Genomic DNA, 24,579 nt, shown 5'->3' with positions numbered 1-24,579 from the left:
ACGAAAAAGAAACGGCGAACCCCGAAATTTCGAGACGCCGTTTCATTTCCGCTTCAGGTTTGCCGTGGCACGCCGTTATTGGGTTTGTGGGGTTTCGCGGATCTTGCGCGGACGTCCGCGCGGCAGCGGCGACACGCGTCGGTTGGCAGCATGCGATGCCCATTCGCGATAGGCATCGCTGCCCAGCACCCAGCCTTTGAGTGTCGCTTGCAGGAGACGGTTGGCTTCGCGCTCGTCGAGCGGTTGCTCGCACAGTTCCTTGTAGGCGTGCTGGCGCTCGAATGGCGTGTTGCCGAGCGACCAGAAGAGCGGATGGTCGGTGATCAGCCCATCCAGAGTGAGCCCGATGTGATGACGGAAGCTGGACCACTTGTAGTCCTGCGGCGCCGCGACGAGTTGCGCGCGCACGGGCGCCATTTCGACGACGCGTGTGGCGAGCAAAAAGTAACGTTCGCCCTCGATGACCGTGGCACGATAGCGGCCTTCCCACAGGGTGCCGCGTCGCGTGTAACGGCGATTGAAGTGCGCTACGTAACGACGTCCTACGGCCTGCATCGCTTTGGGCAAGCTGGACTCGTCGCGAGGCGTGACGAGCAGATGCACCGCTTGCGGCATCAGCGCGTAGGCGTGGATGGAGAGGTGATGATCACGTGAAGCAGTCCTCAAGCAGTCGATGAAGAGCTCGTAGTCCTGGTCGTCGACGAAGGCGGGTTGCTGGTCGAGACCACGCAGGATGACATGCTGCGGCTGTTCGGGAACGTAGAGTCGTGCAAGCCGTGCCATTCTGGATATTCCGTTGGTCGCATTTGTGTTACCCCAATCGGGGGCCTTTCGGAGCCGTTTCGGTAGCGCGGACAAACACATGCAAGTGCCGTGCAACGAGGCCCCAAAGCCGCTCTTTGCCCTAGGGAAAATGCTCTACGGCATCGCTATGGTTAATGTGAAATGTTGTGTTCATAATGAGCGTGCTTTTTTGGAGGAGCACAAATTGAAAATAAAACAAGTCATCACGGGGATCGCGGCATTAGCGTGTGTGTCTACCGCGGCACATGCGCAATCTGCTGGATCCTTCTATGCAACAGCAGGCTGGTTTCACTTTGCCCCGCAAGACAGCAGTGGTCCGCTCAAAGAAACCAGTGTAGGCGGATCTCCGGTCAATATCGATGTTCCCGGCACCGGCGCCGGCATTTCGAGCGCTGACACGGCCGGCTTCACATTGGGCTACTTCGCTACCGACCACATCGCAGCGGAACTCGAAATGGGCGTGCCGCCCACGTTCGATCTCGAAGGCACAGGCACCTTCTCGCAGTACGGCAAGCTCGGTAGCGCGAAGCAATGGAGCCCGACGCTGCTGTTCAAATACTTCTTCAATGCTCCTACCGCGAAGTTCCGTCCGTTCGTCGGTGTTGGTGTGACGCGCACCTGGTTCACCGACGCAAAGATCACGAATCAGCAATTCGAAGGCTCCGTCCTGCATGGTCCGACCACAGTCGACACGGATAGTTCGTGGGCGCCTGTGTTTAACGTCGGTGCGACTTACAATTTCACAGAACACTGGTTTGCCGGATTTTCCGTGTCGTTCATTCCTTTGAAGGCCACGGCAAAGCTGAACACGCAGGCTCAAACGCCTGTCGGCACGCTCAATGTCCAGTCGCAAGCGAAAATCACGCTCAACCCGATCGTCACATATTTGCGCGTCGGCTATCGTTTCTAAAGTCAAACTGCGCATCGGCATGTAACGTCGATATAAGCGTGATTGTTGAAAAGAAAGAAAACGCCGGCATGATTAACTCGTGTCGGCGTTTTGTTTTGCGCGTGCTTGTAAATGTGACCTTCGGTTGAAGGAATCACATGCAGTTCTTACGCGCCGACGCGAGCGCCAGATCAATCACGGTCGCGCTTACCGATGAGTTGCGCAAGGGCGAGGCACCGGCATCGAATTTGCTGCATGATGGGTTTCCCGCCATCTCGGGCGGGCTATCCACGACTCATCCATCGGAGCGATCTATGAACGCACTGCCTAATACGCGAGACGCCATCGGAGATTCATGGAGCACGACGAGCCGCCGCGCACGCCGCATGGCGCGCCATGGCCGTGAAGCGGCCGAGGATATCGGCTCGGAACTCCGCACGCTTCTCAGCGAACTCGAAAGCACGTTGTCCGAAGGCACATCGGCCGATGCGGCTGCGCTGCGCGCGCAGATCAGCGAGCGTCTCGACAACGCCCGTGCACGTCTGAACGATACCCACGCGGCACTCCGCGAGCGCGCCGGCGCAGCGTTTGGAGACGCGGATGCCTATCTTCACGAAAAGCCCTGGCAGACGATTGCGCTCGTCGGCGGGTTGGCGCTCGTCGCGGGCGTGTTGCTCGCGCGTGTGCGCTGACGTTTCATTCTGACGACCCTTCCAGAAAATCCGCGCCAATGATGTCGATGCGATCCGTGCAGATCGCATCGACGCCCCATTGCGCGAGCAGACGCGCACGCGCCGGATCGTTCACCGTGTAGGCGAGAATGCGCAAGCCCGCATCCTTGATTTGCTCGACGAGCGTTCCGTCGAGCGCGCGATGGTTCGCGTGCAGCGACACGCACGATAGCGCCGAAGTCTGCGCGCGCCAGTTTTCCGGAACGCGTTCATACAGCATGCCGCGCGGCAGGTTCGGCGCGACATCGCGTGCGGCTTCGAGCGCCGCATATGAAAACGATGACAACAGCGGCGCAGTTTCGGCATCCGCCCACAAACGCGCCGCCTCGCGCGCGACGAGCACACCTGTTTCCACGTCGCGCCCCTGACTCGGCTTGATCTCGATGTTCGCCGCAAGCCCATGCTTTGCGCATCGTTCATACACTTGCGCGAGAGTCGGCATGCGCGCATCGGCGAACTCGGCGCTGAACCATGTGCCCGCATCGAGCGTGCGCAGTTGCGCGTAGGTCATCGCTTTCGCCGCGCCGCGTCCGTTCGACGTGCGGTCCACCGCGTCGTCATGCAGCAGGAAGACGATATCGTCGGCGGAGAGCTTCGCGTCGAATTCAATCATCTTGTGGCCGAAGCGCGCGCCCACGTCGATCGCTTCGAGCGTGTTCTCCGGCGCGAGCTTGCCGCCGCCGCGATGCGCGACGATCGCGGGATAGGGCCAGGTTCTCATCGCGTGTGCTCCATTCAATTGGCGCGCATTCCCGACGCCGGATCGAAGAAATGCAGATGCCGCGCGGGCAGCGACACGCTGAGCCGCTCGCCGCGCTGCGGACGATGCTCGTGCGGCAAGCGCGCCGCCACGTCGTGCTTGCCCCACTTGCCGTGCGCGAGATTGTCCGCGCCGAGCAGTTCGGCTGAATCGACTTCGAGCGTCGCGCTCGGTGCGTCCACGTTTCCAGGCGTCATGTGCTCCGGACGAATGCCGACGATCCACTCGCGCCCATGCATCGCGCTATTCACGTTGGATACAGGCAATGCAGGTCCGTCGCCTGCGACGATAAAGGTTGCGCCATCTTCGGACAGCCTGCCTCCCAGCAGATTCATCGCTGGCGAACCGATGAAGCTCGCGACGAATACCGTCGCAGGCCGCTCGTACACTTCAGTCGGCGCGCCGATCTGTTCGGCGTGGCCCTTGTTCATCACGATGACGCGCTGCGCGAGCGTCATGGCTTCGATCTGGTCATGCGTGACATACAGACTCGTGGTCGCGAGCCGCGCGTGCAGACGCTGAATTTCGAGGCGCATCTGCACGCGCAGTTTGGCGTCGAGATTCGAAAGCGGTTCATCGAATAGAAACACCGCTGGCTCGCGCACGATCGCGCGGCCCATCGCGACGCGCTGCCGCTGCCCGCCCGACAGTTCGCGCGGCTTGCGCGCGAGCAGATGTTCGAGTTCCAGTATGCGCGCCGCATTGGAGACGCGCGCCTCGATGGTCTTCCGGTCCGCGCCGCCGATCTTCAGCGCATACGCCATATTCTGCGCGACGCTCATGTGCGGATAAAGTGCGTAGTTCTGAAAGACCATCGCGATATCGCGATCCTTCGGCTCCAGCTTGTTCACGACTTTGCCGCCGATCTCGATCGCGCCTTCCGACACGCTTTCGAGTCCCGCGACCATGCGCAGCAGCGTCGATTTTCCGCAGCCGGACGGGCCGACCATCACGACGAACTCGCCGTCCTCGACCGCGACATCGATGCCGTGAAGCACGTAATTCGAGCCGTCGTATGTTTTCTTTACGCCTTTGAGATTCAATGCGGCCATCGATCAGCCTTCTCCGTTATTTCTCTGAGTCCACGAGTCCGCGCACGAACCAGCGCTGCATCGTCAGCACGACCGCGAGCGGCGGCAGCATCGCGAGCAGCGTCGCCGTCATCACCAGATGCCATTCGGTCGCCGTATCGCCCGACGCGATCATGCTCTTGATGCCGACCACCGCCGTCTGCAGCGACACTTCGTTGGTGATGAGAATCGGCCAGAGATACTGATTCCAGCCGTAGATGAACGTGATGACGAAGAGCGCCGCGATGTTGGTCTTCGAAAGCGGCAGCACGACGTCCCAGAAGAAACGCAGCGGACCCGCGCCGTCGATGCGCGCCGCTTCCATCAGCTCGTCGGGCAGCGTCATGAAGAACTGGCGAAAGAGAAACGTCGCCGTCGCGGATGCGATCAGCGGCAGCGTCAATCCCGCGTACGTGTTCGACAGATGCATCGACGAGACGACCTGCACCGTCGGGAAGATGCGCACTTCGACGGGCAGCATCAGCGTGATGAAGATCAGCCAGAACGCGAGGTTCTTCAGCGGAAAGCGGAAGAACACGATCGCGTACGCGGACACGATCGATACCGCGATCTTGCCGATCGAAATCACGAGCGCCATCACGAGACTGTTCATCAGCATGAGACCAAACGGCGCCGCCGCGTTGCCGCTGCCGTGCGTCCAGATGTTCGCGACATTCTCGAAGAGATGCGTGCTCGGAATCAGCGAGAGCGGCACGCTGAACACTTCCTTCGAGTTCATCGTGGCCGCGCAGAACGCGACGTACACCGGAAACACGATCAACACGACGCCGAGCAGCAGCACCGCGTGACAGAAGATATCGAAGCCGCGACGGTTTTCGATCATGAGTATTGCACCCTGCGTTCGACGAAGCGGAACTGGATCACCGTCAACGCGACGACGATCACCATCAGCACGACCGACTGCGCGCCCGAGCTGCCGATATCGAGTCCCTGAAAGCCTTCCGCGAAGATCTTGTAGATGAGCGTCTTGGTCGATTGCGCGGGGCCGCCGCCGGTTGCGGCATCGATGACCGGGAAGGTATCGAAGAACGCGTAGACGAGGTTCACGACGAGCAGGAAAAAAGACGTCGGCGACAAGAGCGGCAGCGCGATGCCAAAGAAACGTCGCACGGGCCCGGCGCCGTCGATGGCCGCGGCCTCGATCAGCGATTGCGGAATCGCCTGAAGGCCCGCGTAGAAGAACAGGAAGTTGTAGCTGACCTGCTTCCACACCGACGCGAGCACGACGAGGAACATCGCCTGCGTGCCATTGAGCGCGTGATTCCAGATGATGCCCTGCTTCGCGAGCGCATACGTCACGAGCCCGATGCTCGGGTTGAACAGAAACGACCACAGCACGGCGGCGATCGCGGGCGCGACCGCGTATGGCCAGATGAGCAGCGTCTGATACGCCTTCGCGCCGCGCGTCACGCGATCGGCGCATGCGGCGAGCAGCAGCGAGATCACGAGGCCCGACACGGTGACGAGCGAGCAGAAGATCATCGTCGTATTGAACGACGAGAGATAGAGCGGATCGGCGAACAACTGCCTGAAGTTCGCCAGCCCGACGAACTCGCTCGACGTGCCGAACGCGTCCTGACTCTGCGTGGCCTGCCAGAGCGCTTCACCGGCCGGCCAGAGAAAGAACAGCGCGGTGATCGCGAGTTGCGGCGCGACGAGCAGATACGGCAAGACGCTCGTATCGAAACGAGACCGTTTTTCCATGCGTTGTGTCCCGACGAAAGCGCCCGCGATGAACGCGGGCGCACGCGTTTTAGTTGCCGGTCTTCTCGAAGCGGCGCAGCAGTTCGTCGCCGCGCTGCACCGACGCGTCGAGCGCTTGCTGCGGCGTCTTCTTCTCGGCCCAGACCTGCTCCAGCTCTTCATCGACAATCGTGCGGATCTGCGGCATGTTGCCGAGACGCAGGCCCTTGGTGTAGGGCAGCGGCGGCTTGTTCAGCATCTGCTTGATCGCGATGTCCGCGCCGGGATTCTTGTCGTAGAAGCCCTGTTTCTGCGTGAGCTCATACGCGGCCTGCGTGACCGGCAGATAGCCCGTGTCCTGATGCCACTTCGCCGCGACTTCCGGCGTCGAAAGATACGCGAGGAATTTCGCGACGCCCTTGTAGACAGCCGGGTCCTTGCCCGACAACACCCACAGACTCGCACCGCCGATGATCGCGTTCTGGGGCGCGCCCTTCACGCTCGCGTCGTAGGGCATCATGCCGACGCCGTAATCGAACTTCGCGAACTTCGCGATGGTCGCGCGCGAGCCCGACGAGTTCGTGATGATGCCGCAGTCGCCGCTATAGAACTTCGACACGGGCTCGTCCTTGCGGCCGACATAGGTGAATGTGCCTTCCTTCGCCATGTTCTGCAGGAACTGGATGTGCGCGACCTGCAACGGCTTGTTGAATTCGAGCTTGGCTTCGAGACCGTCGAAGCCGTTGTTCTTCGTCGCGAACGGCGCGGCATGCCACGCGCTGTAATTCTCGAGCTGAATCCAGCTTTGCCAGCCCGACGAGTAGCCGCACGAATAACCAGCGGCCTTCAGCTTCTTCGCGTCGGCTTCGACATCGGCCCAGGTCTTCGGCGGCTGGTTCGGATCGAGACCGGCCTTCTTGAACGCGTCCTTGTTGTAGTAGAGAACGGGCGTCGAGCTGTTGAACGGCATCGAGATCAGATGGCCGGTCTTCGCGTCGCTGTAGTAACCGGCGATGGTCGGCACGAACGCCTTTTCGTCGAGCGTGACGCCCGCCTGCTTGAAGACGTCGGAGACGGGGATGACGGCCTTCTTCGCCTGCATCATTGTCGCGGTGCCGACTTCGTAGACCTGCAGGATCGCGGGCGCGTTGCCGCTGCGATACGCCGCGATGCCCGCCGCGAGCGCCTGGTCATACGTGCCCTTGAACACGGGAACGATCTTGTAATCGCTCTGCGACTTGTTGAAGTCGTTGGCGATGTCGTTCACGCGCTCACCCAGCGCGGCTTCCATCGCGTGCCAGAACTGGATTTCCGTCGCGGCGTGCGCCGCGGTGCTGGCGCCGAAGGCCAGAACGGCGGCGGCCGAGATCGTGCGGAACAGGGGCTTGCAGCTCATCGATGAGTCTCCTTTCGAGGATTCGCGCTTTGAAACGCGCGATATTAGTTGTTGTCGATGACAAACAGGCGTTGATACTCTTTTAATGCATAGCGATCGGTCATGCCCGCGATGTAATGCGCGATGAGCCGCGCCTGCGAGCTGTCGTGGCTCGATGAAGGCGCGTCGTTTGCGGACTCCTCCGTCACCGGTCCGCGCGCCTGATAAGCGGGCGGCAAGAGACGCGGATCGTCGGTGAAGGCTTCGAAGAGGCCCGTCACCACGCGCTTCGCCTTGTTGGCCATGCGCATCACGCGATAGTGCCGGTACAGGTTCTTGAACAGAAAGCGCTTGAGTTGCGCCGCCTGCGCCGCGACTTCATCGCTGTGCGCGACGAGCGTCGGCGCGTTGCGCACGGCGTCGAGCGATTGCGGCGCGACGCGTTCGAGATTGCGGCCCGTCGCCTCGATCAGATCGACGATCAACGTGTTGATGATGCGGCGGATCGTCTCGTGGATGAGCCTGCGCCCCTCGATGTCCGGATAGTCGGCACGCGCGGCATCGAAATGCGTGTGCCAGAGGCTCACCTCGGAAAGCTGATCGAGCGTGATGAGGCCGGAGCGCAGGCCGTCGTCCACGTCGTGATTGTTGTACGCGATTTCATCGGCGACATTCGCGATTTGCGCTTCGAGCGACGGCTGCTTCCCCGTGAGAAAGCGCTCGCCGAGTTCGCCGAGCTTGCGCGCGTTTTCGCGCGAGCAATGTTTGAGGATGCCTTCGCGCGTCTCGAAGCAGAGGTTCAGGCCGTTGAACGCGCCGTAATGCTCTTCGAGCTGATCGACCACCGCGAGGCTTTGCAGATTGTGTTCGAAGCCGCCGTGATCGTGCATGCATTCGTGCAGCGCGTCCTGCCCGGCGTGACCGAACGGCGTATGGCCGAGATCGTGCGCGAGCGAAATCGCTTCGACGAGATCCTCGTTCAGCCTCAGATTGCGCGCGACCGAACGCGCGATCTGCGCGACTTCGAGACTGTGCGTGAGGCGCGTGCGGAAGAGATCGCCTTCGTGATTGACGAAGACCTGTGTCTTGTATTCGAGCCTGCGAAACGCGGTCGAATGCACGATGCGATCGCGATCGCGCTGAAATTCCGTGCGTGCCGCGGGCGGCGGTTCGGCAAAACGCCGCCCGCGCGATTGCGACGCGTGCGCGGCATACGGCGCGAGATGCGCCTCGAACGCGAGCGTCGGCGGCATGCCCGGCGGAAGTTGCTGTTCTTTGTCGCTCACCGGCTGCTCCGAATCGTGGTTCTGGCCGCCGCTCGCGCGGATCAGACGCTGGCTGCGAGCGTCGCGCGCACGGCCTGATCGGGCGCGCTCGTGATCTCGGTCGCGCCGAAGCGGGTCAGCAGAATGAATTTGATCTCGCCGGCTTCGGCCTTCTTGTCGATCTTCATCAGATCGACGTAGCGGTCGTCGCCGAGTTGTGGCGCCGCGACGGGCAGTTTCGCCGCCTCGATCACACGCACGAGACGCCGGCGCGCGGCTTCGTCGAGCTTGCCGAGACGCACCGACAGATCCGCCGCCATCACCATGCCGCAACCGACCGCCTCGCCGTGCAGCCATTCGCCGTAGCCGAGCCCAGCTTCGATCGCATGGCCGAAGGTGTGGCCGAAATTGAGAATGGCCCGCCGGCCGCCTTCGCGCTCGTCCGACGCGACGACCGACGCCTTGATCTCGCACGAACGCTTCACGGCGTGCGCGAGCGCTTCGTCGTCACGGCGATTCAGCGCGTCGATGTTGGTTTCGATCCATTCGAAGAATTCGGCATCTGCGATGGCCGCGGTCTTGATGACTTCCGCGATGCCCGCCGCGAGTTCGCGCTCCGGCAACGTGTGCAGCGCGCCGATATCCGCGATGACCGCTTGCGGCTGATAGAACGCGCCGATCATGTTCTTGCCGAGCGGATGATTGATGCCCGTCTTGCCGCCGACCGACGAATCGACTTGCGACAGCAGCGTGGTCGGCACCTGGATGAACGGCACGCCGCGCATGTAGCTCGCCGCCGCGAAACCGGTCATGTCGCCGACGACCCCGCCGCCGAGCGCGATCAGCGTCGTCTTGCGATCGGCGCGTTCGGTCAGCAGCGCATCGAAGATCTGATTGAGCGTTTCCCAGTTCTTGTGCGCTTCGCCGTCCGGCAGGACCACCGTGGTCACTTTCTTGCCGAGCGGTTCGAGCGCGGCGCGCAACTGGTCGCCGTAGAGCGGATCGATGGTGGAGTTCGTGACGATCGCCACCGACGCGCCCTTGATGTGCGGCGCGAACAGTTCCGTGCGGCCGATCAGGCCCGCACCGATATGAATGGGATAGGCGCGCTCGCCCAGTTCGACGTTGACGGTGATCGTTGGGGTAATCATGGCGGACATTATGACTCAGCCGACTTGACGACGCCGGCGACCTCCAGTTGCATCAGGACCATATTGACGAGCGCGTTGACGGTCGGCCGCCCCGTTTCCACGACGAAATGCGCGCATTCGTGATACAGCGGATCGCGCGTCTGAAAGAGCGCTTCGAGCTTGCCGCGCGGATCGTCGGTCTGCAGGAGCGGACGATTCTTGTCGCGCCGCGTGCGCTGCCAGAGATCGTGCGGATTGGCGCGCAGATAGATGACGATGCCGCGATTCTTCAGATGTTCGCGATTCTCGGGCCGCAGCACCGCGCCGCCGCCCGTCGCGAGCACGATGCCGTTGCGCTGCGAAAGCTCGTCGATGACGTTCGCCTCGCGCTGACGAAAACCCGCCTCGCCTTCCAGTTCCCAGATCACCGGGATGCGGGCGCCCGTGCGCGCCTCGATCTCCTGATCCGAATCGATGAACGAGCGCTGCAGACGGCGCGCAACCGCACGGCCCACGGTGGTTTTACCCGCCCCCATGAGTCCGACGAAAAAAATGTTCGCGTTCGCGTGCCCTTCCTGCAACCTGGATCCTTTTACAGTATCGAATTTCTTCGTGCGGCAGCTTAAGGGCAAACCGCCCGCTTTGTCGAGTCGCGCCGCCCGCGAGCCGGCGTTCAGCCGCTCGGCGCGATCACACGCGGCGTAATCAATATGACGAGTTCGCTCTTCGAGCTGCGCCGCGCGTCGTGACGGAACAGCCAGCCGATCACCGGCAATTTGGACAGTCCCGGCACACCGGTCGTGTCCTGTCGCTCGTCGTCGGAATAAATGCCGCCGATCGCCACGGTGCCGCCGTTTTCCACTTCCACGCGCGTCTGCACATGCTTGGTCTGGATGGCCGGCCCGTTCGCCGTCTGTTCGCCGAGGCTGTCTTTCGTGATGTCGAGATCGAGAATGACGTGGCCATGCGGCGTGATCTGCGGCTCAACCTCCAGTTTGAGCGTTGCGCGCCGAAACTGCACGCCCGATACGCCGTTGCCGACCTTTGCCTGATACGGCACGTCCATGCCCTGCTCGACGATGGACTTCATCCGGTCCGCCGTCACGACGCGCGGACTCGAGACGATTTGTCCGCGCCCTTCCGCCTCCAGCGCGCTCAGTTCGAGATTGAGCAGCCGCGTCGCCTGCGCGACGAACAATGTGAGCCCGGCGGTCGCCGCGTCGAAACCGTTGATCGGCCCCGCCGACAGATCGTATACCACACCGTCCTTGCCGCCCGCCAACCCGGTCGAAGGATCGTTCTGCGACGCGACGCCCAGCTTGACGCCGAGATTGCGCGACAGCCCCGCCTCGCCCTCCACGATCTTCGCCTCGATCATCACCTGCGGCGTCGCCTTGTCGATCAGCGCGATCAACTCGGCGATCTGCCGGACGCGCGCGTCGAGGTCGGTGACGAAGAGCAGGTTCGTGCGCGCATCGGCGATGGCGGAGCCGCGTTTCGACAGCACGCGCTGGCTGCCCGAGCCGGTCAGCATCTTGCGGAGGTCTTCCGCGCGCGAATAGCGCAGCACGAACGTACGGCTCGCGAGCGGTTCGAGATCCGCGGCGCGCGCGTGCGCCTCGAAGCGCAGCTTCTCGCGCGCGGCGAGTTCGGCGAGCGGCGCGACCCAGATCACGTTGTCGTGCTGTTCCATCGCGAGACCGTTGACTTCGAGGAGCGTGTCGAACGCACGGCGCCACGGCACGGCGACGAGATTCACCGACACCTGTCCGCGCACCTTTTCGCTCGCAACGATGTTCAGTCCCGTGAAGCGTGCGAATGCGTGCAGCGCGGCGCCGAGGTCGGCGTTTTTCAGATCGAGGGTGATCGGCTTGCCGTCGTCGTTTCCGCCGTGCTTTGCGCGGCTCAATCGTTCGAGCTCCGGCAAAGGCACCGGCGGGCCTTCCAGTGCGTCCGCTGTTTCGGCTGCGGGCTTTTCGGGCGCGGCGACTTCCGCGCTCTGAGGGACGACCGGCGCGTCGGGTACGAGCGGATCGACAGACTGTGCGTCGAACGATGCGGGCAGCGGCGGCAGGGGCGCGATGATCGTATCGGCGCTTTCGGATGCGCGCGCCACGTGCGCGACCAGCAGCACCGCCGCGCACGCTGCCGCGAATCTGCGTGAAAGTTTCGCGAACTGGCTCACTTGCGATCCTCCGCGAATGTCAGCTTGCGCGAAATGCCATCGGTACGAGCGAGCTCGATCGCACGCGGCACGACGCGCCCAAGCCATTCGTCACCGATCTTCTGCCCCGGCGCAAAGCCATCGACATCGCGGCCACTCTGCAACAGCGCCATCGCGCGACGGCGTCCGACGAACGTGCCCACGAGCAGCATGTCGCCGCCCTGCGTCGCAGCGTCCGCGTTGCCGAACGGATCGACGACGAACGCATCAACGCGCGATGCCGTGGCGGGCGATACCGCCGGCAACGTCTCGAAGATGCGCAGCGTCGCTTCGATGGCAAGCGTGCCCGGCTGTCGTTTGATCTGCACGCTTTCCGGCACGACGAGCCGTGGCAGGCCGGCGAGCGCTTCCAGGAAGCGCCGGATTTCGGGAAAGGCGCCGTCGGCGCGCAGTCTGAGTGCGCGCTCCGGAATCGGCTGAGCCAGCTTCGGCTCGCCGACCTTGACCGCAACCGGCTCGATATCCGCAACGCGCAGACCGCTCTGCGCCGCCAGATCCGCGATGGCGCGCAACGCGTCGGCGGCGCTCCAGTGCTCCGGCTCCATGCGGCCCGACGCCGCCCGCGCTCGCAGATCGGGCAGTTCCGCAGCGATGCGCCCCGCGTCATGCACCTTCGCCTGCGTCGCCGCCCACGCGACGCGGCCCGCATCGAGCTGGTTCGCGTCGAACGTGCGCCAGGCTTGCAGACCGAGTACGAAGGCGAGCAGACCCAACGCAATCGCAACGCACGCGGTCCGGCGTCGCGACCATTCGTCGAGCGGCTGCAAGATGGACGGCGCGCGGCGCGAACGCGTATTCGCGGCGAAGTTCATCGAAATCGTGCTCATGGCCGTTTCTCCTGCGTGGCAGCGCGCGTGGCTGTCAATATCGGACGCACCTGACGCGACGCGGCTTCATCGCGCGAATGATCCGGCGCGTACCGCACGAGCGCCACGAACTCGAAATGCGCGGAATGCTCTCCGACAATCGGCGACGCGCCGCGCTTGCCCGACGGCGCCGGTTCCGCGCGCCGCTTCATCTCGATCACTTCCACCGCCTGCACGCCGCGCACGCGTTCCAGTCGCTTGAGCCATTGCGCGGCCGCCTGCGAATCGGGAGCGAGCGCGGCAAGTTCGACTTCGTTCGTTCTCTGCGACACGCGTTGAAGCGCGACGCCGCGTTGCAGAGGCGCCTCCGCGAGCGCTTCGAGCAGTGCGAGAAAGCGCTCGCGCGGCAAGGCCAAAGGCTGCGCGGCTTCACGCGCGCGCCGCCGATCCGATTCGGCGCGAACGAGACGCGCATGTTCGTCGATCTGCGCGCCCGATGTGCGCAGCGACGCCTCCAGGGCCATGCGTCGCTCGTCCAGACGGGCGCGCTCGAACGTGTCCCAGCCGGCCACGGCGCCGACAGCCGCGCAGCCTGCCAGCGTCACCGCGCCGAGCAGCGCCAGCCGCTGACGCCGCACTTCGCGGCGTTTTCGCGCGCGATACGGCAGGAGATTGAAACCGTCGAGCATGGCGGCGCTCATTGCATCACCTCGCGCAAGGCCAGCCCGAACGCGGCCGCGAAGCGCGGCGAATGCCGGTGCGCGGCCTGGATGTCGGAAGCGCCGTTGCAGTACGGCGCGGCCTCGAAAGGCAGCGCGGGGCAGTTGAAGGTCTTGCCCAGAACCGGAAGCGGAAGGCTCGCGTGCGCCAGCAGCTCGATCTGTCCGCCGACGTAAATGCAGTCGAGCGGCGCATCCTGGCCAGCGAGTTCGTGCAGCGCGTCGGAAATGCTCCGATGTTCCGGCGCGGGATATCGGATTTCGTTTTCGACGCCGCGCCCGCCGACGAGCCAGCCATGAAGCCCGGTGCTTTCCAGCCAGCAGACGAGATAGCGCGCGTCCGCGTCCAGCTCGACCGAGCCGGCATGGCGCATCGCGCGCAACGCCGCGGCCGGTTCGCCATCGATGGCGGATAGCGCGATGCCCGCTTCCGCTGCCGTTTCGACGCGCGCCTCGACATGCCGCCGCGCCGTGGCCGCGATCGCGACCTGCGCCTCACCGTCCTCCCGGGCCTGTACGGACCAGTCCACCGCCAGCGCGCCCCTCTCGATGCCCGCCGCGCGTTCCGCTTCCATGAGCACCGCCGGTTCGAGCATGCCGCGCGGATCACCGCCGATGGCGCCCGCGAGCTGCTCATCCGTGTCGATCAGACGGGCGAGCGGAATTTGCATCGTGAGCGTCGCCGACGCGGGCAAGCCCATCGCGCAGCGCAGCGCCCGCCACGCGCCGCTTTCCGGCAAGCGCCCGAACGCCTCGCGCAAAGCCACGACGATCGCCTCGCGATCGACGAAATCGCCGTCGATCACCGCGCCCGACGGCAGCGCCACCGAATCCAGATGTTCGACGCACACCGCCGCATTCGCTCTCAGTCGTCTGCTCACGATGGCGAGCCGCACCGCGTCCTCGCCCACGTCGATGCCCGCCGCGTAGCGCCGCGTGACCGTCAGCATCGTGCCGCGCAGCGTGTTTTCCTTACTCATCAGCCACTCCTTCCATTCACTCGCGCACCGAACCGTTCGGGCGCTTGACGTGGAAAGATTGTCGCGAGCGTGATCGGCGGCGAACACTCGGCCGAACGGCCAACGCTCACGATAGAAGGATGCTTCCCTGCACGATCGCGCGTATCTTGAAGACAGCGGCCAGAACGCGCGAACGGCGCGCCGAAAGGCTTCGGAAAAGTCGCAAAACCGGACAGCTATAATCGCGTGACCGTTTTTGGTGGTGCCAATGCAATCCTCTTCCTCGTCTAACCCGCCGTCCACGCCGCCCGAGAGGCCCAAAAAAGCCAAGCGCCCATGGTGGGCGCGGCTCATGCTCGGATTTTTCGTCAGTGTGTTCGCGCTCGTCGTCTGCGCGGGTCTCGTGCTCGGCTATGCGCTGGTCGTCGCGATGCCGAATCTGCCTTCGCTCGAAGCGCTCACCGACTACAAGCCGAAGGTGCCGCTGCGCATCTATACGGCGGATCACGTTCTGATCGGCGAATTCGGCGAAGAGCGCCGGAGCGTCGTGCGCATTCAGGACGTGCCCGATCATCTGAAAAAAGCCGTGCTCGCCATCGAGGACTCGCGCTTCTACGATCACGGCGGCGTCGATCTCACCGGCATTCTGCGGGCGGGCTCGGTTGCGCTGACCAACGGCCATGCGTCGCAAGGCGCGAGCACTATCACGATGCAGGTCGCGCGCAACTTTTTCCTGTCGAGCGAGAAGACCTACACGCGCAAGATTTACGAAATGCTGCTCGCGTACAAGATCGAGCGAGCGCTGACGAAGGATCAGATTCTCGAGGTCTATATGAATCAGATCTATCTCGGGCAGCGCGCGTACGGTTTCGCGAGCGCCGCGCGGGTCTACTTCGGCAAGGATCTGAAAGACGTCACGCTCGCCGAGGCCGCGATGCTCGCGGGCCTTCCGAAAGCGCCGTCTGCATATAACCCGGTCGTCAATCCGAAGCGCGCGAAAGTGCGGCAGGAGTACATCCTGCAACGCATGCGCGAGCTGAATTTCATCACCCAGGCGGACTACGACCAGGCCGTGAATCAGCCGCTCGTCGTGAAGGGACAAGGCCGCGAATTCAGCGTGCACGCCGAGTACGTCGCGGAAATGGTGCGCCAGATGATGTACGCGCAATACCGCGAGGAAGCGTACACGCGCGGTCTGAACGTCGTGACGACGATCGATTCCGCCGATCAGGACACCGCCTACCGCGCGTTGCGCAACGGCTTGATGGACTACGAGCATCGGCATGGCTATCGCGGGCCGGAAGGCTATATCGATTTGCCGAAGGATGCCGATGACCGCGAGCAGGCCATCGACGACGCGCTCGCCGAGCATCCCGACAACGGCGAGATCGTCGCGGCGGTGGTGACGTCGGCGAGTCCGAAGGAAGTGAAGGCGAGCTTCATCGACGGCAACACGGCGACCATCACCGGCAACGATCTGCGCTTCGTCCAGTTCGCGCTGAGCTCGCGCGCACAGCCGAATTCGCGCATCCGCCCGGGCGCGATCGTGCGTCTCATGAAGAACGACGACGGCAACTGGATCATCACGCAACTGCCGCAAGTCGAAGGCGCGTTCGTCTCGATGGTGCCTCAGGACGGTGCGATCCGCGCGCTCGTCGGCGGCTTCGACTTCAACAAGAACAAGTTCAATCACGTCACGCAGGCATGGCGTCAGCCGGGTTCGAGCTTCAAGCCGTTCATCTATTCGGCGTCGCTCGAGAAAGGTCTTTCGCCCGCGACGATCATCAACGATGGCCCGCTCTTCTTCAGCGCCGCCGAGACCGGCGGCCAGGCGTGGGAGCCGAAGAACTACGGCGGCGGCTTCGACGGCCCGATGTCGATGCGCTCCGCGCTGCAGCGCTCGAAGAACATGGTGTCGATTCGCATCCTGAGTCATATCGGGACGAAGTACGCGCAGCAGTACATCACGCGCTTCGGTTTCGATGCGGACCGCCATCCCGCCTATCTGCCGATGGCGCTCGGCGCGGGCCTCGTCACGCCGCTGCAAATGGCGGCGGGATACGCGGTCTTCGCGAACGGTGGTTATCGCGTGAATCCGTATCTGATCGCCGATATCACCGACCCTTACGGCCGCGTCGTGTCGCATCCGCAGCCGCTCGTCGCACAGCAAAGCGCGCCGCTCGCGATCACGCCGCGCAACGCGTTCGTGATGAACAGCCTTTTGCAGAGCGTCGCGCAGCACGGCACGGGCTCGAAAACGAATCAGCTGAAACGCGGCGATCTCGCCGGCAAGACGGGCACGACGAACGATTCGCGCGACGCGTGGTTCGCCGGTTATCAGCGCACGCTCGTCGCGATCGCGTGGATCGGCTATGACAATCCGCGCACCCTCGGCGACAAGGAAACCGGCGGCGGCCTCGCGTTGCCGGTATGGATGGATTACATGAGCCGCGCGCTGAAGGGCGTGCCCGAGTACAAGCCGATGATGCCGCCCGATATCACGCCGCTCGGCAACGAGCTGTACTACGACGACATGACGCCGGGGCACGGCTTCGTCGCGACCATCGGCGTGAGTCAGGCGCCACCGCAGGAAGGGGTGTCCGGTGTGACGGCGCCAGCGCCCGAAGTCGGCGAACAGGAGAAGCAGGACATCATGAATCTGTTCAAGGGGCAGTAGTCCTGCCTGCGACATTCGAAGCGAGCGGGCCACGCGGTCCGCTCGCTTTTTTTACGCCTTGAATTTGACCGGCTCGCCGGCCTGTTCGCTCGAATACTTGCTCAGCGTGGCAAAGAATTCGCTGTTGTCGCGCGTGTCGCGCCAGGCGCCGTCGACGTACTTGTAGTGAAAACCGCCCGCCTTCGCCGCGAGCCAGATCTCATGTTTCGGCGGCTGCAGGTTCACGATCACCTTCGTGCGATTCTCGAACTCCAGCGTCAAAACATTGCCGCTGCGCTCGAATTCGATATCGGCTTCGGCTTGATCCACCGAGCGTTCGATGGCGGTCAGCGCGGCCTCCGCCAGCGTCAGGTATTCCTGGTCTGTCATGCTAAACTCCATCGATTCAACGTTTAGGGACGGTCATGCGAGTCGTTTTCAGGATGAGCGCGATTGTAGCGGCTTTGAGCATCGGCGCCGCGGCAACGATCACGCTGGGCGGTTGCGGGCAACGCGGTTCGCTCTATCTGCCGAAGGTGCCCCCGCTACCGCAACGTCCAAACGATCTCCAGAATACGCCGCCTTCGAATGTCACTCCGGGCAGCGAAACCGCATCGCGTGCGGGCAGCATTCCGGATACATCGGGTCAGCCGCTGTCGCTCTCGCCCGAGACGGATCTGAAGACCAGCCCCAACGCCGCATCGGCGCCGAAAGCCGCGTCGTCCGCTTATTGATCCCCAAGCCTTCACGGCGCATTTTCGATTCCACGCATGAGTGATTCCGCATTCCACTACGTCGACGGCGTGCTGCACGCCGAAGGCGTTTCAGCCGCGTCGCTCGCGGAGCAGTTCGGCACGCCCCTCTACGTCTATTCGCGCGATGCGATAACACGCGCCTATCGCGCCTACGCCGATGCATGCGCGGGCCGTCACGCGACGGTCCACGTCGCGGTGAAGGCCAACAGCAATCTCGCCGTGCTCAACGTGTTCGCGCGCATGGGTTCGGGCTTCGATATCGTGTCGTCGGGCGAGCTCGCGCGGGTGCTCGCGGCGGGCGGCAAGGCAGAGAACACGGTGTTTTCAGGCGTCGGCAAATCGGCGGCGGAAATGCGCGAGGCGCTCGAAGCGGGCGTGAAGGGCTTCAACGTCGAGTCCATTCCCGAGCTGCACGCGTTGAACGAAGTCGCCGCATCGCTCGGCAAGAAAGCGCCGGTTTCGTTGCGCGTGAATCCCGACGTCGATGCGAAGACGCATCCGTACATCTCCACGGGCCTCAAGTCGAACAAGTTCGGCGTCGCGTTCAGCGATGCGCGCGCGACCTACGCGCAAGCGCATGCGATGTCGAACCTCGATGTCGTCGGCATCGACTGTCACATCGGTTCGCAGATCACCGAGATCAGCCCGTATCTCGATGCCGTCGACAAACTGCTCGAACTCGTCGAGCAGATCGAAGCGGACGGCATGCACATTCATCACGTCAATGTCGGCGGCGGTCTCGGCATCACGTACGACGACGAAACGCCGCCCGATATCGGCGAGTTCGTGAAGACGGTGCTCGATCACATCGAGAAGCGCGGCCACGGTCAGCGCGAAGTGTATTTCGAGCCGGGACGTTCGCTCGTCGGCAATGCCGGCCTGCTGTTGACGCGCGTCGAGTTTCTGAAGCCGGGCGAGGAAAAGAACTTCGCCATCGTCGACGCCGCCATGAACGATCTCGCGCGTCCCGCGATGTACGAGGCGTTTCATCGCATCGTGCCGGTCGTGAAGCGCGACGCGCAGGCGCACAAGTACGATGTCGTCGGCCCGGTCTGCGAAAGCGGCGACTGGCTCGGGCGGGACCGTGAACTGGCCATCGAACCGGGCGACCTGCTCGCGATCTGCTCCGCCGGCGCGTACGGCTTCGTTATGAGCTCGAACTACAACACGCGTCCGCGCGCAGCCGAAATCATGGTCGATGGCGAACGCGCGCGTCTCGTGCGCGAACGTGAAGAAGTGAAGCAACTGTTCGCCGGGGAATCGATTCTTCCGAACTGAAGCTCACGCGCTTCAACGAAAAAAGCGATGCCGAGGCATCGCTTTTTTTATGCGCGCCGCCGTGTCGCTCGCGTTCGAAGCCACGCGATCACGCGCCAGCCGAGCAGAACGATCACGATCGAGCCGTAGATCTTAGGCAGTTCGAAATCGTGCTTGCCCGCCTTCATCCACCAGAAATGCAGGATCGCGAGCGCGGCGATCAGATAGATCGCCCGATGCAAGGTCTGCCAGCGGCGGCCGAGTTTTCTGACCATGACTTTCGGCGATGTGACCGCGAGCGGAATCAGCAGCACGAACGCCGCGAAGCCCACCGTGATGAACGGCCGCTTGCCGATGTCCTTCAGCATCGCGGCGACATCGAACCATTTATCGAACCAGATATACGTCGTGAAATGCAGCACGGCGAAGAAGAACGCGTACAGGCCGATCATCCGGCGAAAGCGCGCGAGCGCCGTGATGCCGGTCATGCGGCGCACCGGCGTGATCGCGAGCGTGATGCACAGATAGACGAGCGTCCAGAGACCGGTCGATCGCGTGATGAATTCGATCGGATTCGCGCCCAGGCCGCCCGTTACGCCGAGCAGCACGAGACGCGCGAGCGGAAACAGCATCGCGATGAACACGACGACCTTCGCGGGAACGACCCAGCGAACGCCCGCGCTCGCCCGCGCGCCTTTGATATCGGAAGCGGTCGGCATCGTTCAGAAGTTCTTCTTGAGATCCATGCCCTGATACAACGACGCGACCTGATCGCCGTAGCCGTTGAACATGAGCGTCTTGCGCTTCGGCGAAAAGAAGCCGTCCTCGCCGATGCGCCGCTCCGTCGCCTGACTCCAGCGCGGATGATCGACGTTCGGATTCACGTTCGAAAAGAAGCCGTATTCGCTCGGCGCGTAGAGATTCCAGCTCGTCGGCGGCTCTTTCTCGACAAAGCGGATCTTCACGAGCGACTTCGCGCTCTTGAAGCCGTACTTCCACGGCACCACCACGCGCACGGGCGCGCCGTTCTGGTTCGGCAGCACCTGCCCGTACAAGCCGACGGTCAGGAGCGTGAGCGGATTCATCGCCTCGTCCATGCGCAGGCCTTCGGAATACGGCCATTCGAGAATCGGCGTCGAGAGTCCCGGCATCTGCGACGGATCGGCGAGCGTGATGAACTGCACGTACTTCGCACTGCCCGTCGGCTCGGCCCGCTTGATGAGTTCGGACAACGACACGCCGATCCACGGAATCACCATCGACCAGCCTTCGACGCAGCGCAGCCGGTACACGCGTTCTTCGAGCGGCGCGAGCTTCAGGATATCGTCGATGTCGTAGACCTTCGGGTTCTTGATCGCGCCTTCGACAGACACCTTCCACGGACGCGGACGCAGCGTGCCCGCGTGCTCGACGGGATCGCCCTTGTCGGTGCCGAATTCGTAGAAGTTGTTATAGGACGTGATGTCCTTGAACGACGTCGGCTTGTCCAGCGCGACGAACTTCGGATTGGTCTTCGCCGACGCGAGCTTCTGGCCTTTGGCATCCGGCGACGTGAGCGTCGCGTGGGCTAGGCTGCTTGCGCCGGCGAGTCCTGTCGCGGCGAACGCGCCGATCGAGCGCAGCGCGCGCCGGCGATTTTCGAACACGTCGCGCGGCGTGATCTCATGACCCGCGATGTCATCGCCATAAAGATGACGATTTCGTTTGATCCACATTTGCGTTCCTTCCATTGCGACGCTCGGGATGTCGCCGCTGAATGCTCATAAGGGGAAAACAGTAGTCCCGACGCCAGTATTCCACCGCGAAACGAAAAAAAACCGCCAGCGTGATGCGTGGCGGTTTTTTTAAGTCGAAACAACCGATCAGAGCTTGCCGTAACTATGCAAGCCCGACAGGAACATGTTCACGCCGAGGAAGGCGAACGTCGTGACGATCAGGCCGGTCAGCGCCCACCACGCCGCCGCCGCGCCGCGCAGGCCCTTCATGAGGCGCATGTGCAGCCACGCCGCGTAGTTCAGCCACACGATCAGCGCCCACGTTTCCTTCGGGTCCCAGCTCCAGTAGCCGCCCCACGCTTCCGCGGCCCACAGCGCGCCGAGAATCGTCGCGATGGTGAAGAACGCGAAGCCGACGGCGATCGACTTGTACATCACGTCGTCGAGGACTTCGAGCGACGGCAGGCGGTCCGCCATGAAACCGCGCTGTTTCGCGAGATACGCGACGGAGACCATCGCCGAGAGCGCGAAGCTGCCGTAGCCGATGAAGTTCGCCGGCACGTGGATCTTCATCCACCAGCTTTGCAGCGCGGGCACGAGCGGCTGAATCTGCTGCGCGTCGCGGGCGATCGAGTACCACATCAGGAAGCCGACGGCCGCGCTGATCACGAGCAGCACGAACGCGCCCATCTGCCGCGTCGAGTAATGCTGCTCGTAGTAGAGGTAGAACAGCGCCGTGATCAGGCAGAACAGCACGAACACTTCATACAGATTCGAGATCGGAATATGGCCGACGTCCGAGCCGATCATGTACGACTCGTACCAGCGCACCATCAGGCCGGTAAAGCCCATCAGCACCGCGACCCACGTCATGCGCGAACCGATCGCGCCGCCGGTCTGCGAGCGTGTCACGAGTCCGATCCAGTAAAAGAGCGTCGCGAGGATGAAGAGCGCGCTCATCCACAGGATCGCCGATTGACTCGACAGGAAGTACTTGAGGAAGAAATTGGTGTCGGCGCGGGCGAGGTCGTGCTGATAAAGCTGAATCGAAAACAGCGCGAGCACTGCGATCATCGCGATCAGCAGACGCACCGGTTTCCAGCGCCAGCCGAGCACGACGAAGGTAGGCACTGCGCCGACCAGCACCGCCGTGTCGTACACGTCCATGTACGCGTGATAGCGGTTCAGCGCGAAACCCGCGCCTGCGACCATCGCGAAGGCGAAGAGCCAGTCGATCAGCGTCAGCCGGCGCAGGAACGGACGATCGTCGAACACGGCGACATCGGGGAGGCCGGGTGCCGGTCGTTCCGTCTTGGCGGAGGCGTGGGAGGAAGTCTGTGTGAGGTCCATGATCTTACCGTGTCGAAACTTCCGAGCTCGGGGTCTCGGATTGCGAGTGCTGGGGCGCACTGGATGCCGGGGACGGATCAGCCGGTTCTGTCGGCTTCGCGTCGAGCGCCGCCGCGATCTGCGCGCGCGTGCGGACGAACTCCTTCTCGAAATCGAACGTCCGGCGCGCCGTGGACATCGCCATCAGCACGCTCGCGCCGCCCTGCCCTGCATCTTTGAGCCAGAACCAGAGCCGGCGTTCGCGGACGTAGAACATCGAGAAAATCCCGACGACCAGCAGAAGGCTGCCAAGATACACCAGATTTTTACCCGGCGCGCGCGTCAGCTGGAATACCGAAGCTTGCACCTGCTTGAAGTTGTCCAGTTGCAGAAAGACGGGCGAACCGTACAGAAAGCTATCGGAAAGCGCGTTGATGGATGACTGAACGAACGCGGAGTTCTTTTCATCCACTTTAGCGTCGGGCTGGCCGTTTTGCTCTCGGGAAATCTGCCATACGTCCCACATCGCGCCTTCGAGCATGCGCATCAGGAGGCCCGCCGCTTTTTCCTGCTCGCCCTTCGGCACCGAACGGTCGATGAACGTCGCGATGCTCTGGAAACCGCCAATCATCTGCGGATTCGTCGTCGCCTTGCCCGTTTCGTCGACGCCCGCGAAGAGATTCAGCACGCGAACCGCGCTTTCTTCCAGATGCTTCTGCAACTCGCCGTTTTCCTGCGGAACCGAACGCAGCGCAAACCGGTGCGCGGCTTCGGCGCGCGTCGCGGGCGTGGCGAGCGCGGCGCGCAAGTCCATCCACTGTTTCATCGTGCCCTGTTCGTCCGCGGGAATGCGCAGGTAGCGGAACGGATCGTTCGGGCTCACGCGCATGCCCGCGAGGAACATGCGCTGGCCGCTCACGTCGACCGGCAGCATGTAGTTGCTGTACTCGCGCGCCTGGCCGTCCGTGCCGCGCACCTTGTATTGCACCGATGGGCCGATATTGCGCAGATCCGTCGGCTTCGAGGTTTTCGCGCCGGAGCCGAGACGCTCGTCGAACGCGTCGCGCAGCGTTTCGGTCTTGCCGACGCCGCGCGCGTCCGGCGTACCGCTGCCGTCGGTCATGTTCTCGACGTTGATCGCGCGGAAATCCGTGAATTCGACGGTTTCACCTTGCGCGCCGGTGAACTGCCTGCCGATCGGCGACGTGCCGCCGATCGTACCGTTGAAAGGCGAGGTCTTCGCGCTGCCGCCGGTCATCGGCCATGCGGTCATTTCGAGCTTCGAGCCGCCGTCCTGAAAACTCGACTGATAGATCGAGATGCCGTCGTACGTGAACGGCTTGTTCACTTCGACGCGCGCCGGAATGCGCTTGCCCGTCTTGTGATCGATCACGACGATGTCGCTCGCGAAGAGCTTCGGCATGCCGGTCGAGTAGTAATCGACGATGAACTTGTTCAACTGAATGGAAAACGGCAGATCCTGGATGATCGAGCCGTCCTGCTGATTCAGGATCGCCGTGCCGACGTTCTGCCCTTCCGGCACCCACGCATAGCCGCGGAACGTCGGGTTCGACGTCGAAAGGCGATGCTCGGGCGGAATGTCGTTGATGACGGCGTTGCTGTTGATCGGCGTCTTGTTGAACATCCACATCTGCAGCTTGATGGGCAGATTGCTGTCGAGCAGACCGCCGATGCAGATCACGACGATCGCGACGTGCGCCGAGATATAGCCGATCTTCGTCATCGCGCCGCGCTTGGCGGTGATGAGCGTCGCGCCGTTGTCGGTCTCGCGCGTCTTGAAGCGGTAGCCCATCTTCGCGGCGAGCCGCTCGAGCGTCGCGGCTGTCTGCGCGCGATTCGTCGATACCGCGAACTCGCCCTTGTGATGGAACGCGCGCAGGCCGCCTTCATGCACGCGATCCTTCCAGCTCTTGAGGTCCGCGATCATCTTCGGGCTGTTGCGCACGACGCACAATGAGACCGAGATCACGAGGAAGATCAGGATGAGCATGAACCACCACGCGCTGTACACGTTGTAGAGACTCACGCCACGGAAGATGTCGGCCCAGAACGGACCGAACTGATTCACGTAGTTGGGGTACGGGTCTTCTTGTGTGAGCACCGTACCGATGATGCTCGCGATCGCCAGAATGACCAGCAACGCGATGGCGAAGCGCATCGAACTGACGAGTTCGACGAAATGCCTGATGGCCCGACGGCTCGACTTCGACTGCAAACCCGATGTGGTGACGCTCATTCAAACTCCGACTGGACAGCAAAAAAGGGTGGAGACGCTGGCGGTCTCATCGACCGACGTCCCACCCTTTTCTTGTTCTCGCGCCGGTCTTCTCGGATCTGCCCGGGACCGGCTTCGTAGTATGGGCGACTCCGGCGTGTGCCGCCGGGAACCGCTGGACGCTGACTGCTTTAC

The 24,579-nt window shown here is 63.1% G+C and carries 23 protein-coding genes; 5 read left to right on the top strand and 18 right to left on the bottom strand.

Annotated features, from left to right (window positions below; translation table 11 throughout):
* Positions 1-75: 75 nt before the first annotated feature.
* Positions 76-783: a transposase gene (locus ACEN42_RS02120; RefSeq protein WP_035506683.1), complete on the bottom strand. Its 708-nt coding sequence runs from the start codon at positions 781-783 to the stop codon at positions 76-78.
* Between the two features lie 205 nt (positions 784-988).
* Between ACEN42_RS02120 and ACEN42_RS02115 the strand changes: the two genes are divergently transcribed.
* Entirely contained in the window at positions 989-1,714 is a 726-nt protein-coding gene (locus ACEN42_RS02115) for an OmpW family protein (RefSeq protein ID WP_187609332.1), read from the top strand.
* Between the two features lie 293 nt (positions 1,715-2,007).
* Entirely contained in the window at positions 2,008-2,385 is a 378-nt protein-coding gene (locus ACEN42_RS02110) for a YqjD family protein (RefSeq protein WP_035506783.1), read from the top strand.
* A gap of 4 nt (positions 2,386-2,389) precedes the next feature.
* Here the strand turns inward: ACEN42_RS02110 and ugpQ are convergent, their stop codons facing one another.
* The 12 genes from ugpQ to pilM all read right to left on the bottom strand — a co-directional run bounded on the left by ugpQ (position 2,390) and on the right by pilM (position 14,457).
* On the bottom strand, positions 2,390-3,145 hold the full coding sequence (gene ugpQ, locus ACEN42_RS02105) for a glycerophosphodiester phosphodiesterase (RefSeq protein WP_371880522.1): 756 nt from the start codon (positions 3,143-3,145) through the stop codon (positions 2,390-2,392).
* A gap of 14 nt (positions 3,146-3,159) precedes the next feature.
* The gene (locus ACEN42_RS02100; RefSeq protein ID WP_238295339.1) at positions 3,160-4,236 is read right to left on the bottom strand and encodes a sn-glycerol-3-phosphate import ATP-binding protein UgpC; all 1,077 of its coding nucleotides are present in this window, start codon (positions 4,234-4,236) and stop codon (positions 3,160-3,162) included.
* A gap of 16 nt (positions 4,237-4,252) precedes the next feature.
* Positions 4,253-5,098 carry a sn-glycerol-3-phosphate ABC transporter permease UgpE gene (ugpE, locus tag ACEN42_RS02095; RefSeq protein WP_187609308.1) on the bottom strand — a complete coding sequence of 282 codons (846 nt, stop codon included), beginning with the start codon at positions 5,096-5,098 and terminating at the stop codon, positions 4,253-4,255.
* Positions 5,095-5,979, bottom strand: coding sequence for a sn-glycerol-3-phosphate ABC transporter permease UgpA (gene ugpA, locus ACEN42_RS02090; protein ID WP_238217211.1), 885 nt, complete (start codon positions 5,977-5,979; stop codon positions 5,095-5,097). The genes ugpE and ugpA overlap by 4 nt, the downstream gene beginning before the upstream one ends.
* A 49-nt stretch (positions 5,980-6,028) precedes the next feature.
* Positions 6,029-7,354, bottom strand: coding sequence for a sn-glycerol-3-phosphate ABC transporter substrate-binding protein UgpB (ugpB, locus tag ACEN42_RS02085; protein ID WP_238217213.1), 1,326 nt, complete (start codon positions 7,352-7,354; stop codon positions 6,029-6,031).
* A gap of 44 nt (positions 7,355-7,398) precedes the next feature.
* The gene (locus ACEN42_RS02080; protein ID WP_371881048.1) at positions 7,399-8,586 is read right to left on the bottom strand and encodes a deoxyguanosinetriphosphate triphosphohydrolase; all 1,188 of its coding nucleotides are present in this window, start codon (positions 8,584-8,586) and stop codon (positions 7,399-7,401) included.
* Between the two features lie 74 nt (positions 8,587-8,660).
* Entirely contained in the window at positions 8,661-9,758 is a 1,098-nt protein-coding gene (gene aroB, locus ACEN42_RS02075; protein ID WP_371880521.1) for a 3-dehydroquinate synthase, read from the bottom strand.
* On the bottom strand, positions 9,758-10,264 hold the full coding sequence (locus ACEN42_RS02070) for a shikimate kinase (RefSeq protein ID WP_371881047.1): 507 nt from the start codon (positions 10,262-10,264) through the stop codon (positions 9,758-9,760). Before ACEN42_RS02070 ends, aroB begins: the two co-directional genes overlap by 1 nt.
* 137 nt (positions 10,265-10,401) lie before the next feature.
* Positions 10,402-11,913, bottom strand: coding sequence for a type IV pilus secretin PilQ (locus ACEN42_RS02065; RefSeq protein WP_371880520.1), 1,512 nt, complete (start codon positions 11,911-11,913; stop codon positions 10,402-10,404).
* Positions 11,910-12,779, bottom strand: coding sequence for a type 4a pilus biogenesis protein PilO (gene pilO, locus ACEN42_RS02060; RefSeq protein WP_371880519.1), 870 nt, complete (start codon positions 12,777-12,779; stop codon positions 11,910-11,912). Before pilO ends, ACEN42_RS02065 begins: the two co-directional genes overlap by 4 nt.
* Positions 12,776-13,459, bottom strand: coding sequence for a fimbrial assembly family protein (locus tag ACEN42_RS02055; RefSeq protein ID WP_371880518.1), 684 nt, complete (start codon positions 13,457-13,459; stop codon positions 12,776-12,778). Before ACEN42_RS02055 ends, pilO begins: the two co-directional genes overlap by 4 nt.
* Positions 13,456-14,457 (bottom strand): type IV pilus biogenesis protein PilM, encoded by a 1,002-nt coding sequence (gene pilM, locus ACEN42_RS02050; protein ID WP_371880517.1) that lies wholly within the window; start codon positions 14,455-14,457, stop codon positions 13,456-13,458. The genes ACEN42_RS02055 and pilM overlap by 4 nt, the downstream gene beginning before the upstream one ends.
* A 247-nt stretch (positions 14,458-14,704) precedes the next feature.
* Here pilM and ACEN42_RS02045 point away from each other — a divergent pair, with 247 nt between their 5' ends.
* Positions 14,705-17,113 carry a penicillin-binding protein 1A gene (locus ACEN42_RS02045; RefSeq protein ID WP_187609314.1) on the top strand — a complete coding sequence of 803 codons (2,409 nt, stop codon included), beginning with the start codon at positions 14,705-14,707 and terminating at the stop codon, positions 17,111-17,113.
* A 51-nt stretch (positions 17,114-17,164) separates the two neighbouring features.
* Here ACEN42_RS02045 and cyaY read toward each other — a convergent pair whose 3' ends face one another.
* Positions 17,165-17,482 carry an iron donor protein CyaY gene (cyaY, locus tag ACEN42_RS02040; RefSeq protein WP_187609315.1) on the bottom strand — a complete coding sequence of 106 codons (318 nt, stop codon included), beginning with the start codon at positions 17,480-17,482 and terminating at the stop codon, positions 17,165-17,167.
* Positions 17,483-17,517: 35 nt separating this feature from the next.
* On the opposite strand from cyaY, the gene ACEN42_RS02035 reads away from it, so the two are divergent.
* Both ACEN42_RS02035 and lysA read left to right on the top strand, forming a co-directional pair.
* Positions 17,518-17,826 carry an LPS translocon maturation chaperone LptM gene (locus tag ACEN42_RS02035; protein WP_035506721.1) on the top strand — a complete coding sequence of 103 codons (309 nt, stop codon included), beginning with the start codon at positions 17,518-17,520 and terminating at the stop codon, positions 17,824-17,826.
* 36 nt (positions 17,827-17,862) lie between these two features.
* Positions 17,863-19,125 (top strand): diaminopimelate decarboxylase, encoded by a 1,263-nt coding sequence (gene lysA, locus ACEN42_RS02030; protein WP_371880516.1) that lies wholly within the window; start codon positions 17,863-17,865, stop codon positions 19,123-19,125.
* 47 nt (positions 19,126-19,172) lie between these two features.
* On the opposite strand, the gene msrQ is transcribed toward lysA, so the two are convergent.
* The 4 genes from msrQ to ACEN42_RS02010 all read right to left on the bottom strand — a co-directional run bounded on the left by msrQ (position 19,173) and on the right by ACEN42_RS02010 (position 24,405).
* Positions 19,173-19,823 (bottom strand): protein-methionine-sulfoxide reductase heme-binding subunit MsrQ, encoded by a 651-nt coding sequence (gene msrQ / locus ACEN42_RS02025; RefSeq protein WP_371880515.1) that lies wholly within the window; start codon positions 19,821-19,823, stop codon positions 19,173-19,175.
* Between the two features lie 3 nt (positions 19,824-19,826).
* On the bottom strand, positions 19,827-20,819 hold the full coding sequence (gene msrP, locus ACEN42_RS02020) for a protein-methionine-sulfoxide reductase catalytic subunit MsrP (protein ID WP_371880514.1): 993 nt from the start codon (positions 20,817-20,819) through the stop codon (positions 19,827-19,829).
* A gap of 147 nt (positions 20,820-20,966) precedes the next feature.
* Positions 20,967-22,169, bottom strand: a complete 1,203-nt coding sequence (gene ccsB, locus ACEN42_RS02015) for a c-type cytochrome biogenesis protein CcsB (RefSeq protein WP_371880513.1) — start codon at positions 22,167-22,169, stop codon at positions 20,967-20,969.
* 4 nt (positions 22,170-22,173) lie between these two features.
* Complete coding sequence (locus ACEN42_RS02010) at positions 22,174-24,405, bottom strand: cytochrome c biogenesis protein ResB (RefSeq protein WP_371880512.1); 2,232 nt, start codon at positions 24,403-24,405, stop codon at positions 22,174-22,176.
* Between the last annotated feature and the right edge of the window lie 174 nt (positions 24,406-24,579).

Source organism: Caballeronia sp. S22, from assembly GCF_964261745.1.
GTDB lineage: Bacteria > Pseudomonadota > Gammaproteobacteria > Burkholderiales > Burkholderiaceae > Caballeronia > Caballeronia jiangsuensis.
This window is presented reverse-complemented; position numbering and strand designations above follow the sequence as displayed.